Here is a 16,218-nt window from a genome sequence, read left to right as displayed (position 1 = left end):
CAAGACTATACATAGTTGCTTATTAATAGACATCATTTTCAGACGCGAGGGACTTATGAGACAAGAAGAGAAAAAGACAATTCAAGCGGCTATTATAGGAGCCTTACTGTTCCTACTCATTCAAATTTTCCATACATCGCTAAACCGATTGGACGATTGGGATATTGTTTCTGCACTCTATCTCATTGTCGGCTGCTGTAATGTTGCCTTTGGATTTGCGATATTTGCACAGGGCTGGTTGTTCTTCTCTAGCAGATTATCTAAAGGAAGATTATATGTCGCTGCTCTTTTTGGTGGAATATGTATAATTGATTTCTTACATACACTTGGATTTGTGGCATTTCCATTGATTTCATCATTTATAACCCCTGAGGAATCAAGGTGGCTGCTTACCTTTTCACGACTATCCAGCGGGCTGGGTATATTATTTATTTTTAGTAGAGAAGATAAGCCTGTGTCAGTCACCGAAAAAAGAAATGTATTCAGAATAGCTTTCATGATAATTGCACTATCCATCGCATTATTTATATTTATCCAATCGGCGCTGCCTGACCTATTTACTAAGCCTTGGATGAGTACGCTTAAACAATTCGTTGATCTGGGAGTACTTTTTGTGTACTTAGCGGCTGTGGGTGTCATCGTATTTCCTGGGAATAATGAAAAGTCAGCCTCGATGCTTGTTATTATTCGGGCGCTTATCTTTTTCTCTCTGGGCCAGGCTTTTTTTATGACTCCCTTAAGTGGCGGTAATATTGACGATCTCTTTGGGATGTTATGTAGTGGAATTGCTTATTACCAGTTGCTTACCGGCGTATATCGCCTGACGATTGAAGAGCCATTTTACGAGAAGCAGTTGGCCGAGGAACGGATTAATTATTTGGCATATCATGATGATTTAACAGGACTTCCAAATAGACGTCGGCTGACACAACGTGTAGAAGAAATGATTGATGCTGGTGAGACGGACACGAGTGAACGATTCTCAGCTCTAGCCATTATGAATATTAATCATTTTAAGAATATAAATGACTCTTTAGGCCATTATGCCGGCGATCTTTTATTGAAATTGGTGTCTGAGCGGCTTGGGAGTGAGGCTAGACCCAGTGAAGAGCTGTATAGTATGGGAGCAGATGAGTTTGCTTTTCTGATGACAGATAGAGTAAGTCTTGGAGAATGCTTGGCTCGAGCTTCAGAGTTGCTTGAATTATTTGAAGCACCCGTTAACATAGAATCTGGTGAGTATCATATTTCGCTCAGCTTGGGAATGAGTATTTATCCTGGAGATGGGGAAACTGCTGAACATCTAATTCAAAATGCGGATACTGCGGTTCATAATGCGAAGGAACAGGGAGTGGAGATTCGTCGTTATATCCCAGCCATGCAGATGAAAGCGAAGGAAAGACTGAAGCTGGAAAATGACCTTCGAAGAGCGCTTGAGCGTGATGAGTTCTATCTCGTATATCAGCCAAAGGTTCAACTGGAGACGGAAGAGATTGTAGGAGTGGAAGCTTTATTGCGCTGGAATCATCCAAAGCGAGGGCTTGTCTCGCCTAATGAATTTATTCCGTTAGCTGAGGATAGTGGGCTGATTGTTCCGATTGGGGAATGGGTGCTTAAGACGGCTTGTCTTCAGAATAAACAGTGGCAGCTGGCAGGCTACCAACCGATATGCGTCTCCATCAACTTATCTATGCGTCAATTCCTTCAGCCGAACCTAGCAGGTAAGATTCATTCCATTCTGATCGATATTGGATTAGATCCATGTTATGTCGATCTTGAAATTACAGAGAGTATGACTCTGGACAAAGAAACGGCTTTTGATCAATTGAAGCGCTTGAAAGATCTAGGTGTATTCATTAGCATCGATGATTTTGGTACAGGCTACAGCTCATTGCACTATTTGAAGAATATGCCGATCGACAGGCTGAAGATTGACAGATCGTTTGTCTCTGAGGTTATGGAGGATAGCAATAATGCAGCAATAGTCTCTACGATCACCTCTATGGCGCATCATTTGAAGCTTACGGTCACCGCAGAAGGGGTGGAGAACAAGGAGCAGCTGCAGTTTTTGCGCGAACAGCATTGCCATGAAGCTCAAGGGTTTTTGTTCAGCAAACCTATTCAAGCGGCTGAATTTGAGACGTCTTTTTTGAAAAAGGCTCGCCTCGGTACTTCCGTATAAACTAAAAAAGTATTGATTTTTATTTGCGAGGGTGATACAATATCTCTTGTACTCACTTTCTAATGCGGGTGTAGTTCAATGGTAGAACTTCAGCCTTCCAAGCTGATAGCGTGGGTTCGATTCCCATCACCCGCTCCATACTAATTTCGTCATACAGCCCTTGCCCTACAAGGGTTTTTTGTTGTTTTCTTTTCGACATACGACAAGTGACAATAGATTCATGGGGCAGTTCATGGGGCAAATTTTGGTAATCTTGGGTCCATTGCTTCAAGAGGTGCGATCAATGAGCGACTGACGGTTTCAGCTTCGTGGGTGTACCGGTCTGTTGTCTCCATCTTTGCATGGCGCAAAAACTTCTGAATATTTCTCTGATCGGCTCCATGTTCTCGAAGTAGTGTTGCTGCCGTATGCCGGAGTCCGTGAAGCTTGACGTGGGGGAATTTATTCTTCTTTAAGAATTTGGACCATGTATTGGTTGCTGTGCTTGGATAATACATAACCCCTGTACCACCGTGGAAGAGGTACTGTTTCCCTTCTTCTGCCAGCCATGCTCTGTTACAGAGCATCTTTTCCTTTCTCCACAGTCGCTCGTATCGTTTGAGCTCGTCCATATACCATTTAGGCATCGGTACCCAGCCCTCGGACTCAATCGTCTTAACCTCACTTTCAACTTTATTGCCTTCCTTATCTATAGTGATTTGCTTCTCAATGTAAATCATCGATTGACGATAGTCTAGATTCTTCAATTCCACAGCTAAGAATTCTCCTCGTCTAAAGCCACCGAGCATAACCCCGGTAAAGTACAACCTCCAGCGTACAGGGAGCCTGTACATGGCAAGCAAGAGCTTTGCTACTTCAGCCTTCGTATAGTTCTGTTTAACGTCTTTCATTTTCTTCTTTTCTTTCTTGTTAGCTGAGGGACGTTCCACACCGTCCATCGGGTTCGATTCAATTACGCCCCATTCATGGGCCTTATCAAATATTGATTTAATTGCTTTGTAAATATTCAGTTTTGTATTCGTAGCGAGCGGTTTGCCGTTTTTTAAATTTTTCAGTTCAGCAAACCATATGGCCAATTCCAGAGTAGTGATCTCATCAAGCCAACTATCGCCAAACTGAGGGATAAGCCTAGACTCAATGATGTTCTTAGTGTTAAAGATGGTTTCACCGCTCATATTCGGTTCCGCATAAACTTTCATCCATGTCGGTACAAAATCTGAAAAGGTTTTCTTTTTCGATCTTCCTCTGTTTTTCCCTTTATCCTGATATTTCCCGTTAATCACAAGTTCGTTCCATTTTTCCTCTTGAAGTCCGAGCCAGACTTCTTTTTTCTTGGTAACTCTTGAATTCGCAACCTCTAAGGGCATCTCGACTGTAATTGATCGTTTCGGTCTCGACGCTTTCGACGGATCGCGCTCTACGATCTTGTACTTGTTTCCTCCAAGATGTTCACTCCATGCCATTTTAATCCACCTTCCTCAATATGCGATTACGATTATTCGTCCTGTTCCTATCAAGTCGCAGATAAGCTTAATTCATAGGTTGGGAACTTTGATCCAGAAAGATTTTTTTGTAATACATTGGTTTATCACCTCCTTTATAGGATCGTATGTTCTATTTTAGGATTAAAAAAAATAACCTGCTATGAATATTTAAAAATTTATCCAATTGCAAGAAAAAATATCTAAGGATTTCGTTTGCATAATTATTTGCAAATCAGAAATCTGAATGATTAGCTGCTCAATTTCTAAAAGCTTGAAAATAGGAGCTAGGGGTTCTCCGCGAAGCCTGTTTATTCTCTTCTTTACATATGGAAAGTGTATTCCGATATGTTCCGGCAGTTCCGTGTTTACAATCAATTCAGAATTTAATAGAGAAATCCCAAGAGTATCATCATTAATTTCTTCTTGTGATGTTCGTAAGAAGGGCTGGTTAAGTGGGATGTAGACGGTTTCTGTGTTCCAATCGAAACCATTCTCCGGCTTAACAATAAGCCACTTAGGTATCTCAACCCCCTCACTGCATCTATAAATCACACTAAGGTTATACATCAAATTCCACCTTCGTAACTTGACCTTGGATCAGAACTTCATCAATAGGGAAAACCCTTGGAGGAATATTTTTATTTGCTGCCTGGAGGATTATGTTATCCCCCTCATAAAACACTCTCTTCAGTGTTCCTTCATCACCATTAATAATTACAACTCCAATTTTACCGTGCTGGCAGGATCTTTGCTTTCTTACAAGAACCCGCATTCCATCACCGATGCCTTCTTCTATCATACTATCTCCCTTAACTATAAGGAAAAAGTAGTCTCCATCAGAAATAGAATCTTTGGCAACTATTTCATACCCGACTATGTCTTCTTGAGCCAGGCTGTTATATCCAGCTCTAACTTCCCCGTAAATAGGAATCTGTACCATCTCCACTGTCATCATGTTGAAGTCTACTGCCTTACTTCGGTTGAATAACGGCTCATTTTCTTCAGTTGTAAAATAGTCGATTTTTTTTCCAAAGTAATCGGCGATCGATTTCAGAGAGTCTATCTGCGGGTTTCTAGTTGTTTTGTTTAAAATTTTAGTTAGCGTCGTATATGGTACTCCGGAGTCTTTAGCCAATCTATATGGTGTTATTTTGTGTTTCTCTATTAACTCTAGAATTTTCTCAGAAACATCCAATGCTAATACCTCCATGTATAACCTAATACGGTTATAACCTAATGAGGTTATATTAAAACATAATAGGGAGATATGTCAAGTAATAAGAAGATATTGGGAGGAAATGTGGTGTGATATTACCTTAAAGGGTTATAGCTTGACTTTACTATTACCGAATAGGGTTATATTATCAATTCAGGAGGTGAGCAGTGATGGCGCAGACGATAGAAGAGAACGTACAGCGGCTGCTTGACGAAAAGGGGTGGACAATTTATCAACTCGGTAAAAAAAGCGAAGTGTCCTTAACTGTATTGTACGGATTAGGATCAAAAAGGCAAGGGCCTAGGGTGGAAACCTTGATCAAATTGGCAGACACCTTTGGAGTAACCCTAGATGAGTTAGTTCGTGGAAAGGGTGAATTTGGATGTCAACCGCCGATTTAATCGAAGCAATTCGCGCTGATATCAGAGAAGGGCTTCGAGAGGAAATATTGTCTGAGTTGCAGTCTGAAATTCAACAGCGTCTATACTCAAATATTTTTGATGTATTCGAAGCTTGTAGTTATTTGAAAATATCAGATTCCACAATTAGACGTATGGTCCGCGATAAGGAGATTCCCTATTTCCGCCAGCGAGGTAATTTGTACTTTAGACAAATATCACTGGATAGCTGGGTCGCAAGTAAGGAGCTAACACATGATCATTAAAATTCAAGCCGAATTGGCTGCTGCTAAGCATCACCACATCATAGGGTTTTATCCCTGAAAGGAGAAACACTTTGATTAATAAGAAACGCAGATACCCCGATCTGGCGGCTTTATTTCGAAACTGTTTAGATCGTGGCTGCACACCGGAACAACTACAAGACTTCATCAATCGAGCCCGAATTTACAATATCGATCGTCCTGATATGTTACCACTTATAGATGACTTAGAAGTAAGGTATATAACCTCTTTAGAAGGAGTGTTGGAGAGTGCTGGATAGAATCTTAATTAAGTTCTTGTTGAAAAAAAAGAAGAGTTACTTTCGAATTCTAAAGCTAGGAAGCCGAAACGTATCCATTCGTATTGAAGAATACATTCCGGCCAATGAGATGATAGAGGATTTCGGGAGAAGTCTTACATGAGCTCTCGTAATTTAATTACTTCAGGATTTGATTTCTCGATCTTAGCAGTGATTGAGGAATAAAGCTCAATATCTTGTTTCAAGGTGTCTGGATGAATAGGGTTACCTGGTGTGGCCTCAATCAATTGTAACTCTTTTATTTTCTTCATGAAATGACCGTAAATCAGAAGCACATCATGATTGGAAAAGTCGATAACGGCATATCAGTTCCTCCTAGAATTATAGTGGTCTGGACAACTACCAATATTCGACAGAAGCAAGGAAATACCTACCAGAAAGGATGTGACAGCATGGATAACAGAAGATTGCAAATATTTAATCATTCTGACTTTGGGGCTATTCGGACCGTGGATATTCTAGGGAAGCCGCATTTTGTAGGCAACGATGTGGCTAGTGCGTTGGAATATTCTAGACCTTACGAGGCAATATCGACCCATTGCAAGGGGACGGTAAGTTACCGTGTCCCTACAAATGGAGGTGATCAGGAAACGAGAGTGATTCCTGAAGGTGATATTTACCGTTTGATCGTTAAAGCCGCAGATCAATCACGAAGTCCGGTGATAAAAGCAAAGGCCGAAATGTTTGAACACTGGATATTCGATGAAGTGCTTCCATCCATACGGAACACAGGGATGTATGCTGCTGATGAACTTCTAGATAACCCTGATTTACTGATTCAAGCAGCAACAAAACTAAAGGAAGAGCGTGCAGCACGGCGAGCTCTGGAGGTTAAGGTTGAAGAAGATCGTCCAAAGGTAGTTTTTGCGGAGGCGTTAGAGGATTCTAAGGATTCAGTGCTTATAGCTGATTTAGCCAAGATCCTAAAGCAGAACGGAATTAATATCGGAGAAATCAGACTCTTTAAAGAACTGAGAGAGCGAGGATATCTAATTAAGTCCGGATCAGAGTACAACATGCCAACGCAACGATCCATGGAACTGCAGATTATGGAAATTAAGATCGGACAGCGAGGGAGTGCCAGCGAAGGAATGAAGGTAACTCGTACCCCAAAGATCACAGGTAAGGGAATAGGTTACTTTATCAACAAATTCAAAGGAGCTTTGTCATGAATAGAAAACAACGCATAAGAGTATGTGGGAATTTGCAACAACTTATCGAAACGGCTCCTTCAGTTAAACTTCGGGAGCGATATCGTAGACAGTATGTATCAACTGCAAGTCGGATAAAAGAAAAACAGCCCACCAGTGTAGGAGCCGGTAGGCAATTCACGAACATAACAAATTTAATTACGGACAGTGTAGCACGAAATGGGGGCGAAATCAATGCAAATCTCGCATGCGGATATGTATCGCAAGTATGAGAACAATTCAGTTCGCCCATATACCGTGCCTCTCTACGATAACTACTTTCATGACAGAGAAGAAGGTGTTATTTGGAGCGATTCATATTTATCGGCGATAGTTAGCGTAGTGGCTTATGCATTTCCTCAGACAGAAATTGATTTTACTGAACTTCTCTTATCTGAGGATCAATTAAGGGTAGTGGAGCTAGCCAAGGAGATTAGAAGACGAAGAGGCCTAATGGATAGGCATCATAATTTTTGTATAGATGTTCCTTTACATTATTACAAGATGGAAATGCAAAAGTTGAGAGAACAGCTAGCTTACCTAGATGAGATTGAACCGAGTTTGAAAATTAATCATCAAGAATCGATATGTGCGGGGTGTCTAGAGGTACTGAAAGTCGGTGAAAAAAATCTACACCTTCCTAATGGCAATGTATGCTGCAACTATGATTGTTATTCTATCATTCTAGCTAAAGAGCACAATCATGGACATTGATCAATACATCAAGGATATCAAAAAACTTCGTGCTCAAGCAGATGAATATGACGCTGACGCTCCAGGAGCAATCCTTGAAAAGATAAAGCTTCTGACGGCTGCGCATATGCTGATGGGGCGTGTGTCAGCTGTCAGAGACGGCGAATATTTACGGATATATGCATCACGTAAGGCGGCATATGCAAAGGCAAGAAAGTCAGCTGGTCGCGGTGATAAGGAATCAGCTGGTGAATTAGCTATAGAGGAATCCCGCATGTTGGAGGCGGATGCCATGCAGGAAAAGATGTTGTGGAAAAATGAGTTCACATCATTACGAGAGTACATCTATGAGCTGCGCTTGAGAGTGCGACACGATATGAACACGCTAGGAGGCGGGGATTGATGAAAGACGAATCTGCCATTAAGACTTTACAAGTTACGGCCATTAAGAGACGTATTAGAGTTCTCAAGGCTGAAATGGATAGAGGAACAAATCTTAACCGAAATCGTGTGATTCAAATTGAAGGAGAAATTTCTGGTTTAAGGCAGAAGTTGAAAGATCTCAATAAAACACATCTTCCTAAACCCAATCATCGCAAATCTCTTGGGAATTGTATTAACCCCAAGTGTCGTAAAAGAATAATGGTCGGACAAGCAGTAGTCAAATACGGTCATTTGGGACTATGTTGCGATTTTAAGTGTCTGGTTGGTGCAATGAATGGAAGCTAATGAAAGGGGTCTGACATCATGGCAAGGCCATTAAAAGAAGGCCTAGACTATTTCCCATTGGATATTGATTTCGATCAGGATGATAAATTGATTGTTCCAATAGCTAAATATGGAATGCAGGGACTCGGTGTTATCGTGAAAATTATGATGAATATTTACCGCAATGGATACTTTTATCCATGGGAGGAGCGTGAGCACTACGCCCTTTCCAGCAAGGTTAATGCTGACATTAACACTGTAAGAGAGATCGTAAATGAGTGCATTAACTGGGGATTCTTCAACGAAAATGTATACAAGAATTATAAAGTGTTGACATCAAGAGGGTTTCAGAAAAGGTATATTGAGGCAGCAAAAAGACGCAAAGAGGTAACTTTATTTGAAGGTCATTTACTCATTGATCCATTAGAAGAAAGTAAGAAGGTATCACATTCAATCGTGATCGTCAGTGCTGAAAGCACGCCAGTTAATGTTTACATTAATCCCGATAAACAAGGGAAAATGTCAGCAGAAAGTACACAAAGTAAAGTAAAGGAAAGTAAAGGAGAGGAAAGTAAAGAAAAAGAAAATGAAATAAAACCAACAGAGATAGTGGTGCCACTGTCAGTTAATCCGTTCAGGATGTTTGAAGCTGAAGGATATGGCACGATCAGTTCTGTGATATCTGATCAGCTTAATGATTTTATAAATGACTATGGTGAAAGATGGCTATGCGAGGCTATGCGAACTTCGATAATTGCAGGCAAGCGAAATCTTAGTTATGTTCGTGCCATTCTGAAACGATGGAAATCCGATGGCATAGACGAGCCATGGACAAAGGAAAAAGATACACGAAGTAATACTTCTAGTAATGGATATAGGAATGGTCGTGGTGGACAAAGTGGGAAGCCACAAATTGAAATTACTAAGAACCCTGTTGCTCCTCCTACTCAAGAGGAAATCGAACTTCATGAGAAGTCAATGGCTGAACTTCTTGAAAAAAGAAAACGAGCTGAGGAGGAAAAAATCGATGAACTTTCTAAACTGGAAGACTGACACAGAGCTTCAACAGATAATCAACAATGATTCTCTGGACTATGACATACGGATCCACGCTACTAAAGAACTCATAGCTCGAGAAAAAATAAAAAAACTTATAATGCTGCTCGTCGATCGCAAACGTGAAAAGGTGTGGTGACTATGACTCCCGCTGAAAGACGAGAAAAATACTTGCTCAATGAATTTGATAGAATTTTTGAATCCTTGGAATACCGACTGTTTGAACATCTAGCGGCAGCTGATCATATCGTAGCTAAAATTATCTCAGAGGCATCAACTGCAGGTGTTGGGTTATCAACTAGTCAAAAAGTTGTACGGGCCAAGATTGAAGACATGATTGACCAAATAGCCGAGAAGCGTGAATTAGAATCTCCGACAAGAGGGAGGAAAGAACTGAAATGACACATTACGAGGTAGGTAAGAAATATAAGAAAATCGTAACCGTTGCAAAAATGTACGAGGATCTGCCAAGCGTACTTGTGATCGATGACAAGCGATATGTTTTCGATCCGCCGCGTCCAGACGGAAAAGGGGGGGCTAAAGGATGGTAGGACAAGGAAACCTCGGGGCGGCGTTCGAAAATCTGATTAATTACACAAATGAATCATATGAACATCGGGGAGTAGCAGTTATCAATAAACGATCAACCCCAGTAAAGGTAACAAGAAGTAAAGGAACAAAGGTACTCGCTGGATTCTTTGAAGCTAAATCAACTGTTGATTATGATGGCATCTATCGTGGAAGAGCTGTTTTTTTCGAAGCTAAGTCAACCCAAGAGCTTGATAGATTTGACCTAAAAAATGTTGAGGATCATCAGTACGAGCATTTAGAGAAGTGTCATAAGTTCGGAGCTCTATGCTTCGTACTAGTCGAGTTTAGAAAACAACGTAAAACATACCTTTTACCCTTCACAGCACTACGTGCATACAAGGTTGAGGCTTCCAGAGGTGGACGCAAAAGCATGACGCTGGAGAACTTCGAGATTGACGCGTTTGAAGTTAGGACAGGCCGTGTGCCTCTCGATTATCTGGCAGCTGTAGACCGGGTGTGGTTTACAGAAACAGCGTAGGTACCCAGTATGACAGGGGATCGGGCACCGCCGTAACCAAAAATAGAACTGGTGTACCCATATATACAAATTTTAGATAATGGAGGATTTAAATATGAGTAAAGAGATTAACTTTAATAATCTAGCTGAAGGTGCTGTCGGTGAACGTCTGAACATTGAAATGCAGAAACTGGCCGCTAATGTGTTGGACCCAAACACTAACTGGAAGAACGTTCGTAAGTTAACACTGACTATTGCTATAAAGCCAAATGAAAAGCGAGAGATCGGTTCTGTTGATATTGATGTGAAAACAGCATTGGCACCGGCGAAGGGCGTATCTACAACAATTATCTTCGGAATGGATAACGAAGGTAAAGCACAGGCAGCAGAGCTTGTGTCCGGCGTTAAGGACCAGATGATGATCGATAATGACGGGGATGTAGCTGATGATAGAGGGAACAAAGTTGATCAAGTAGGGCAAAAGGAAAGCAATGTAGTTAATTTCAAATAATCTATTTATCCATTAGGAGGAATCATTCATGTTAAAAGAAGCATTTCAATATATCGTAGGTCTTGGCAATAAAGAAATAAAATCTGTCGGAGAACAAGTTTACGCTACTGGAAACCTAGAATTAATCTATGAGCCAACCACTACAACGCTTAAAGTACGAAATCTATCTGGAATCGTAGAATATATCCAAAACGATTATGACAAGCAGCCTCCTGTACTGGTGCATATCGAAAGTCCAACAGAGGTAAGAGTTTTGAACACTTTTAATCGAGACAAACGCCGAAATGTTCTTGTGCAAGCAGAAGCTTTATTGCCAAGTATCCCCTTTAAGAATTTTATATCTGTAGAAGAATTTATTATCCTTCTGCAATCATGCTTTGTACAAAGCGCGGATCGAGATACTATCCTTAAAGTAGTCGGGAATATCAAAGAAGATAACGTGAAAACGACTGGTGATGATGGGATTTCCCAGAGTGTAACCGCAAAGACTGGCATCACTGCAGTAGCTGATGTCAAAGTTCCCAATCCCGTGATATTAAAACCATTCCGCACTTTTGTAGAAATCTCACAACCGAGCTGCGCCTTTGTCTTCCGTATGCAAGATGGTCCGCGTGCAGCATTGTTTGAAGCAGATGGAGGCGCCTGGAAGTTGCAAGCAATGGCTGATATTAAAATATATCTAACTGAATCTCTTAAAGAAGAGATCGAATCAGGAAGAGTTGTTATTATCGCATAACAAACCATACTGGGGCGGCTTCGGCTGCCCCATCTTAAAAGGAGTGATCCTGTATGCCCAACGGAAGAGGATACTTCACTAAAAATGAAATGATGGATACTGGAGCATCGTGTTTTATCCCAGACGCAACCGGTTCTTTAACTGGTAGATGGTATGGATCGATCCCAGATGATGGAATAGCACTTACTCGTAAGCGTTGCGCCGAGCTGGGCGCACCAGTAAAAGAACGTGAAGATGCTATTGCATTCATATATCGAGTAGAAATTAAAGACGATTACAGGTATGTACCCTTTTACCATAGACAAGCTCATGAACTTAATCGTAAGAAAACAAACCGCTTAGAAGAACGATTACTTCAACGGAGAGCAAACGAGGAGGTGGGTAAACTTGGCCCATCAGACATTTTGGAAGCCTGAGAGAAAGCCTAAAGAGAAAAAAACGAGTAGCTTAGGACAGCGTAAGAAGGAGAAGAAACAGATATCTCCTTTGAAGCAAAAGATATTTGCAGATCATAAACCCGGTAAGAGCTCGCGACAACGTTGTGAGTTCCCAGCGTCAGTAACTAAGGAATTGATCACAGAGGCTGACGGTAAATGTTCACATTGTAAAACTGCCCCAGATACAACAACACATCATGTCATGCCGCGAGGACGCAAGGGCAGAGGAGTTAAAACAAACGGCCTGCGCTTATGCGGATTATGTCACGACACCATCCAAACTGATGAAGAGCTCTTACAATACTGGATTACAGTGTTTTGGAATAAGTACGGTGATTACTTTTGGTTTGATGAACAGGATTGGGACGAATACAATCACAAACAAAATAAGCAGCTGGAGTTAGAAAAAGCGAGAGATGAAAGACATCAGCAGATTGAGCCTATAGCGGATTTAATCTCAACTGCAGCCGGTAGGGATCTCCGAGTAAAGGAAATTAGGTTACTGGAATCATTAGAAACTAAGGATCTGAAAACCTTCACCGCAATGTTTACTGATGCTCTTAATGGCTATGTTGCTCAGGGATCTTACCGTCCCAATGACCGATTCGAAGATTAATTAATTCGGATAACAACGAAGGAGGGAACTGAATGACACCAGAACGGATAGAAGCATACAAGACGATGATACGGCAACTTGGAGCATTACCGCCATCAGCAGCAATTGAGTTGCTGGCTGCTCTAGAAGAGTCACAACAACGTATTGGAAAACTCGAACTGTATGTTAAGTCACTTGAATTTAACCGAGATGATACGCAAAAACGTGCTAATGAGAAGTTAAGAGAACGCGACACTAAGCTAGTAGAGGCACAGAAGTTGAATGAATCTCTCAATGAGGAAAGCCTTGCAAACTTCCGTGAGGCAGCAAAACGGGGAAAATTATTAGCAGAGGCACAGCAGACCATAGCCCGACAACGGGAGGCGCTGGAATCAGCAAGAAACACAATGGAGGATGCTCTATCCGTTGGTGAGGCACGGTACAAAGATTTTGACACACGGTTATGTCCGTGGGCGGACCTATCGGATGGCGTAGAAAACATAGAGGCAGCCCTAGGAAAAAAGGAAGGGAGCGACAAGGCACCGCAGAGCACTAGCGAAGGCGGGGAATGCACTTGTGTAGACTGTGGCGGTTTAAATAGTAGCACTTGGGTATGCAAGCAATGCCAAGATAAACGAGATCAGCGGTACAGGGAGGTTCAGTCATGACACAAGTAAAGGATATGACAGACCAGCAGTTAAATGTGTCGCTTGCTAAAATGTGCGGATACGAAATATACGCTGAGGAATTTAGCGTCAAATATGAAGTTGTAGTGAGGTATGAAAGCCCATCTTCATTTAAGGGATTGAAATTTTTCATCCCTTGCAACGATGCTGCTGACTCTCTAGAGGTAGAGGCAAAGGCGCTGGATCAGAACGCGGCAGCTTATATACACCATTTAGATTTTAGAGTTATCCCTTCTGGATGCCGCGATAAATGGGGCTACGACGAAGTTAAAGCTTTACTCACCGCCAGCCCCCGAGAGAGGGCAGAGGCGGCATATATCACACTTAGTAGTGTTAAAGAGTAGACGCAAACTGCGTAATAAGGACTAGAATGTATAAAAAAAGACGCCGCATTATTTGCGCCGCCTACGATTATGTAACAATCCTAGTAATGCCAATACAAAACAAAATATTGCTATCCCAAATTGAATACCCATAATCACACTCCTTTGTAACTAATACGACGTTGTGTAGATGAGATTGCAACTATCAGGATTAGTTTACAATCCAAAGGCGTTGACCTGTAGAAACATATTCAGCTTCAGCGGTGAGGGGTATCGGCTGGTTAAGGTCTATTTGCTGATGACCATAGGAAAGAAAAAATAAAAACGTAAGCTAAAAAACAAATAACAAAAGCAGCCGAGATCCATCTTATTGAAGAGTTCATTTTACTTCTTTCCCCAAAAAAACTTGTTATAAATGAGCCAGTAAATCCAAACATGCTGATAGAAAGAAACGCTTTATTGTATTCAACAATAGCATCAAAAAAGTAGGTAATAAACACTACTAGGGAGACCAAAAACAAAATACGAGTGAAGTATTTCATGTTACCTCCTTAAAATGGTTTATTTTCTATTATTTATATTACAGATTTTTTGGATTATTGCAATTAGGAGAGATAAAGGATGCCCTTGATTGGACTGATGCTCGGTTGATGGTTGAATGATGAGGAGCGCACGGATTCTACGCTTAGAGAGCTCACATTGGAGAGTAGTGACACAATTGTGCACTAGAAATTAGAGCTTACGTTACGATATTCCTATCGTTTCACTTTACTACAAATGCAGATAATGAACAGTTCGAAGATACGGCGGTATATCACGCTACAGGGGTAGGGGAGAGGAGATGGATATATGAGGGAGATCATTGTCGATAACTTCGCCGGCGGAGGCGGCGCATCCACTGGCATTGAATTAGCAACTGGGCACAGTGTAGATATTGCAATTAATCATGATCCAGCAGCTATCGCAATGCATAGGGTAAACCACCCAGAAACTGTACATTATTGTGAATCGGTATGGGATGTAGATCCACGAGAAGTTACAAAAGGCAGAAATGTTGCCCTTGGATGGTTTAGTCCTGATTGCAAGCACTTTACGAAAGCGAGGCCTTCCGAGAAGCCAAAGGATAAAAATATTAGAGGACTAGCCTGGGTGAAAGTGAGATGGGGAGCAACCGTCAAGCCGAGAGTGATGTTTCTTGAAAACGTTGAGGAATTCAAAACTTGGGGACCACTTGATGATCAAGGGAAACCAGTATCCAAAAAGATTGGTAACACGTTCAATTCATTTGTAAATGCATTACGGAACATCGGTTATGAGGTTGAATGGAGAGAGTTGAGAGCATGCGATTATGGGGCTCCGACCACGCGTAAGCGAATGTTTATGATATCAAGGTGCGATGGTCGTCCTATCGTATGGCCCAAGCCCACACATGGAGATCCAAGCAGCTTGGCCGTGCAAGCAGGAAAGCTAAAACCATGGCGTACAGCAGCCGAGATAATCGACTGGTCCATACCGTGCCCATCTATCTTTACACGCAAAAAAGCATTAGTTGAAAAAACATTAAAACGAATTGCAAAAGGGCTTTTTAAATTCATTATAGACAACCCTAATCCATTCATTGTGCCGGATGGAGCTTGTACAGAAGGATTGAAAGAACGAGGTGAAATGGTTGCGTCATTTTTGACAAGTTATTACGGAGATACAACAGGGCGAGATATACGAGGATTATCTCTAAACGACCCATTACACACAATCACAGCCGGTGGAAATCGATTTGGATTAGTTACTAGCCACTTAGTTAAGTTTAGAGGCAATGAATTTGGTATACCAACAACACAACCGATACCTACCATCACAGCTCAAGGCACGCATTTAGGTGAAGTGAGAGCGTTATTGATCAAATACTACGGTGCTGGAATAGGTCAAAGTTTAAACGAACCGATACACACAATACCAACAAAAGATAGGTTTGGATTGGTGATCATAAAAGGAAGCCCGTATCAGATTGTTGACATAGGATTCCGGATGTTGCAACCGCATGAATTGTTTTTAGGACAAGGATTTCCTAAAGGATACATTATTGACGTGGATGCAGATGGTAAGGATTATCCTAAAACGGCTCAGGTAGCTAGATGCGGAAATTCAGTGCCTCCACAATTTGCTGAAGCTCTAGTAAGGGCTAATCTACCAGAATTGTGTACCGGATCTGGGAACTTACTGACTCTTGAAAAGTATTCAGAAGCAGTTGGACAGCTCGAATTATCTATGTAGATTACACCATGTATCGAATTCTTTTAATTGGCCGATAGGCCACCGTAACGACCGAATAGGCGCGAGCCGTAAGAGATCATTCAGATCATTAAGGGAGTAGG

At 41.5% G+C, this 16,218-nt stretch carries 23 protein-coding genes and 1 tRNA gene; 20 read left to right on the top strand and 4 right to left on the bottom strand.

From position 1 onward, the window contains the following. The first annotated feature begins 55 nt into the window (after positions 1-55). The gene (locus NSS67_RS27550; protein WP_339316924.1) at positions 56-2,182 is read left to right on the top strand and encodes an EAL domain-containing protein; all 2,127 of its coding nucleotides are present in this window, start codon (positions 56-58) and stop codon (positions 2,180-2,182) included. A 64-nt stretch (positions 2,183-2,246) separates the two neighbouring features. Continuing rightward, a tRNA-Gly gene (locus NSS67_RS27545) sits at positions 2,247-2,320 on the top strand. Between the two features lie 92 nt (positions 2,321-2,412). Here NSS67_RS27545 and NSS67_RS27540 read toward each other — a convergent pair. The 3 genes from NSS67_RS27540 to NSS67_RS27530 form a co-directional block, all read right to left on the bottom strand. Further along, positions 2,413-3,645: a tyrosine-type recombinase/integrase gene (locus NSS67_RS27540; protein WP_339316923.1), complete on the bottom strand. Its 1,233-nt coding sequence runs from the start codon at positions 3,643-3,645 to the stop codon at positions 2,413-2,415. Positions 3,646-3,834: 189 nt separating this feature from the next. Beyond that, positions 3,835-4,233 carry a hypothetical protein gene (locus NSS67_RS27535; RefSeq protein WP_339316921.1) on the bottom strand — a complete coding sequence of 133 codons (399 nt, stop codon included), beginning with the start codon at positions 4,231-4,233 and terminating at the stop codon, positions 3,835-3,837. Beyond that, positions 4,226-4,861 (bottom strand): S24 family peptidase, encoded by a 636-nt coding sequence (locus NSS67_RS27530; protein ID WP_339316920.1) that lies wholly within the window; start codon positions 4,859-4,861, stop codon positions 4,226-4,228. The genes NSS67_RS27535 and NSS67_RS27530 overlap by 8 nt, the downstream gene beginning before the upstream one ends. A gap of 191 nt (positions 4,862-5,052) precedes the next feature. Between NSS67_RS27530 and NSS67_RS27525 the strand changes: the two genes are divergently transcribed. From NSS67_RS27525 to NSS67_RS27515, 3 genes are all read left to right on the top strand, one after another. Beyond that, a complete protein-coding gene (locus NSS67_RS27525; RefSeq protein WP_339316919.1) occupies positions 5,053-5,283 on the top strand; it encodes a helix-turn-helix transcriptional regulator in 231 nt (76 codons plus the stop codon). After that, positions 5,265-5,546 (top strand): helix-turn-helix domain-containing protein, encoded by a 282-nt coding sequence (locus tag NSS67_RS27520; RefSeq protein WP_339316918.1) that lies wholly within the window; start codon positions 5,265-5,267, stop codon positions 5,544-5,546. The genes NSS67_RS27525 and NSS67_RS27520 overlap by 19 nt, the downstream gene beginning before the upstream one ends. A gap of 267 nt (positions 5,547-5,813) precedes the next feature. Beyond that, on the top strand, positions 5,814-5,966 hold the full coding sequence (locus tag NSS67_RS27515; protein WP_339316917.1) for a hypothetical protein: 153 nt from the start codon (positions 5,814-5,816) through the stop codon (positions 5,964-5,966). Here the strand turns inward: NSS67_RS27515 and NSS67_RS27510 are convergent. Further along, positions 5,959-6,138, bottom strand: coding sequence for a hypothetical protein (locus tag NSS67_RS27510; protein WP_339316916.1), 180 nt, complete (start codon positions 6,136-6,138; stop codon positions 5,959-5,961). The genes NSS67_RS27515 and NSS67_RS27510 overlap by 8 nt on opposite strands. 117 nt (positions 6,139-6,255) lie before the next feature. On the opposite strand from NSS67_RS27510, the gene NSS67_RS27505 reads away from it, so the two are divergent. The 15 genes from NSS67_RS27505 (at position 6,256) to NSS67_RS27435 (ending at position 16,117) form a co-directional block, all read left to right on the top strand. Then, complete coding sequence (locus tag NSS67_RS27505; protein WP_339316915.1) at positions 6,256-7,035, top strand: phage antirepressor KilAC domain-containing protein; 780 nt, start codon at positions 6,256-6,258, stop codon at positions 7,033-7,035. Between the two features lie 213 nt (positions 7,036-7,248). After that, positions 7,249-7,767, top strand: a complete 519-nt coding sequence (locus NSS67_RS27500) for a hypothetical protein (protein ID WP_339316914.1) — start codon at positions 7,249-7,251, stop codon at positions 7,765-7,767. Next, positions 7,757-8,149, top strand: a complete 393-nt coding sequence (locus NSS67_RS27495) for a hypothetical protein (protein ID WP_339316913.1) — start codon at positions 7,757-7,759, stop codon at positions 8,147-8,149. The genes NSS67_RS27500 and NSS67_RS27495 overlap by 11 nt, the downstream gene beginning before the upstream one ends. Then, on the top strand, positions 8,149-8,475 hold the full coding sequence (locus tag NSS67_RS27490) for a hypothetical protein (protein ID WP_339316912.1): 327 nt from the start codon (positions 8,149-8,151) through the stop codon (positions 8,473-8,475). The genes NSS67_RS27495 and NSS67_RS27490 overlap by 1 nt, the downstream gene beginning before the upstream one ends. A gap of 18 nt (positions 8,476-8,493) precedes the next feature. After that, positions 8,494-9,507, top strand: coding sequence for a Lin1244/Lin1753 domain-containing protein (locus NSS67_RS27485; RefSeq protein WP_339316911.1), 1,014 nt, complete (start codon positions 8,494-8,496; stop codon positions 9,505-9,507). A gap of 144 nt (positions 9,508-9,651) precedes the next feature. Next, the gene (locus NSS67_RS27480) at positions 9,652-9,912 is read left to right on the top strand and encodes a hypothetical protein (RefSeq protein WP_339316909.1); all 261 of its coding nucleotides are present in this window, start codon (positions 9,652-9,654) and stop codon (positions 9,910-9,912) included. Then, entirely contained in the window at positions 9,909-10,061 is a 153-nt protein-coding gene (locus NSS67_RS27475) for a hypothetical protein (protein WP_339316908.1), read from the top strand. Before NSS67_RS27480 ends, NSS67_RS27475 begins: the two co-directional genes overlap by 4 nt. Further along, complete coding sequence (locus NSS67_RS27470; protein WP_339316907.1) at positions 10,055-10,579, top strand: Holliday junction resolvase RecU; 525 nt, start codon at positions 10,055-10,057, stop codon at positions 10,577-10,579. The genes NSS67_RS27475 and NSS67_RS27470 overlap by 7 nt, the downstream gene beginning before the upstream one ends. A gap of 94 nt (positions 10,580-10,673) precedes the next feature. Beyond that, positions 10,674-11,069, top strand: coding sequence for a replication terminator protein (locus tag NSS67_RS27465; protein WP_339316906.1), 396 nt, complete (start codon positions 10,674-10,676; stop codon positions 11,067-11,069). 28 nt (positions 11,070-11,097) lie between these two features. Next, on the top strand, positions 11,098-11,805 hold the full coding sequence (locus tag NSS67_RS27460) for a hypothetical protein (protein WP_339316905.1): 708 nt from the start codon (positions 11,098-11,100) through the stop codon (positions 11,803-11,805). A 53-nt stretch (positions 11,806-11,858) separates the two neighbouring features. Then, positions 11,859-12,221 carry a hypothetical protein gene (locus tag NSS67_RS27455; RefSeq protein WP_339316904.1) on the top strand — a complete coding sequence of 121 codons (363 nt, stop codon included), beginning with the start codon at positions 11,859-11,861 and terminating at the stop codon, positions 12,219-12,221. Then, positions 12,193-12,858 carry an HNH endonuclease gene (locus NSS67_RS27450; RefSeq protein WP_339316903.1) on the top strand — a complete coding sequence of 222 codons (666 nt, stop codon included), beginning with the start codon at positions 12,193-12,195 and terminating at the stop codon, positions 12,856-12,858. Before NSS67_RS27455 ends, NSS67_RS27450 begins: the two co-directional genes overlap by 29 nt. Positions 12,859-12,890: 32 nt before the next feature. Beyond that, entirely contained in the window at positions 12,891-13,505 is a 615-nt protein-coding gene (locus tag NSS67_RS27445; protein WP_339316902.1) for a hypothetical protein, read from the top strand. Further along, on the top strand, positions 13,502-13,867 hold the full coding sequence (locus NSS67_RS27440) for a hypothetical protein (RefSeq protein WP_339316901.1): 366 nt from the start codon (positions 13,502-13,504) through the stop codon (positions 13,865-13,867). Before NSS67_RS27445 ends, NSS67_RS27440 begins: the two co-directional genes overlap by 4 nt. A gap of 828 nt (positions 13,868-14,695) precedes the next feature. Beyond that, positions 14,696-16,117, top strand: a complete 1,422-nt coding sequence (locus tag NSS67_RS27435) for a DNA cytosine methyltransferase (RefSeq protein WP_339316900.1) — start codon at positions 14,696-14,698, stop codon at positions 16,115-16,117. Positions 16,118-16,218: the final 101 nt, after the last annotated feature.

Source organism: Paenibacillus sp. FSL R10-2734, from assembly GCF_037963865.1.
Classification (GTDB): domain Bacteria; phylum Bacillota; class Bacilli; order Paenibacillales; family Paenibacillaceae; genus Paenibacillus_AQ.
This window is presented reverse-complemented; position numbering and strand designations above follow the sequence as displayed.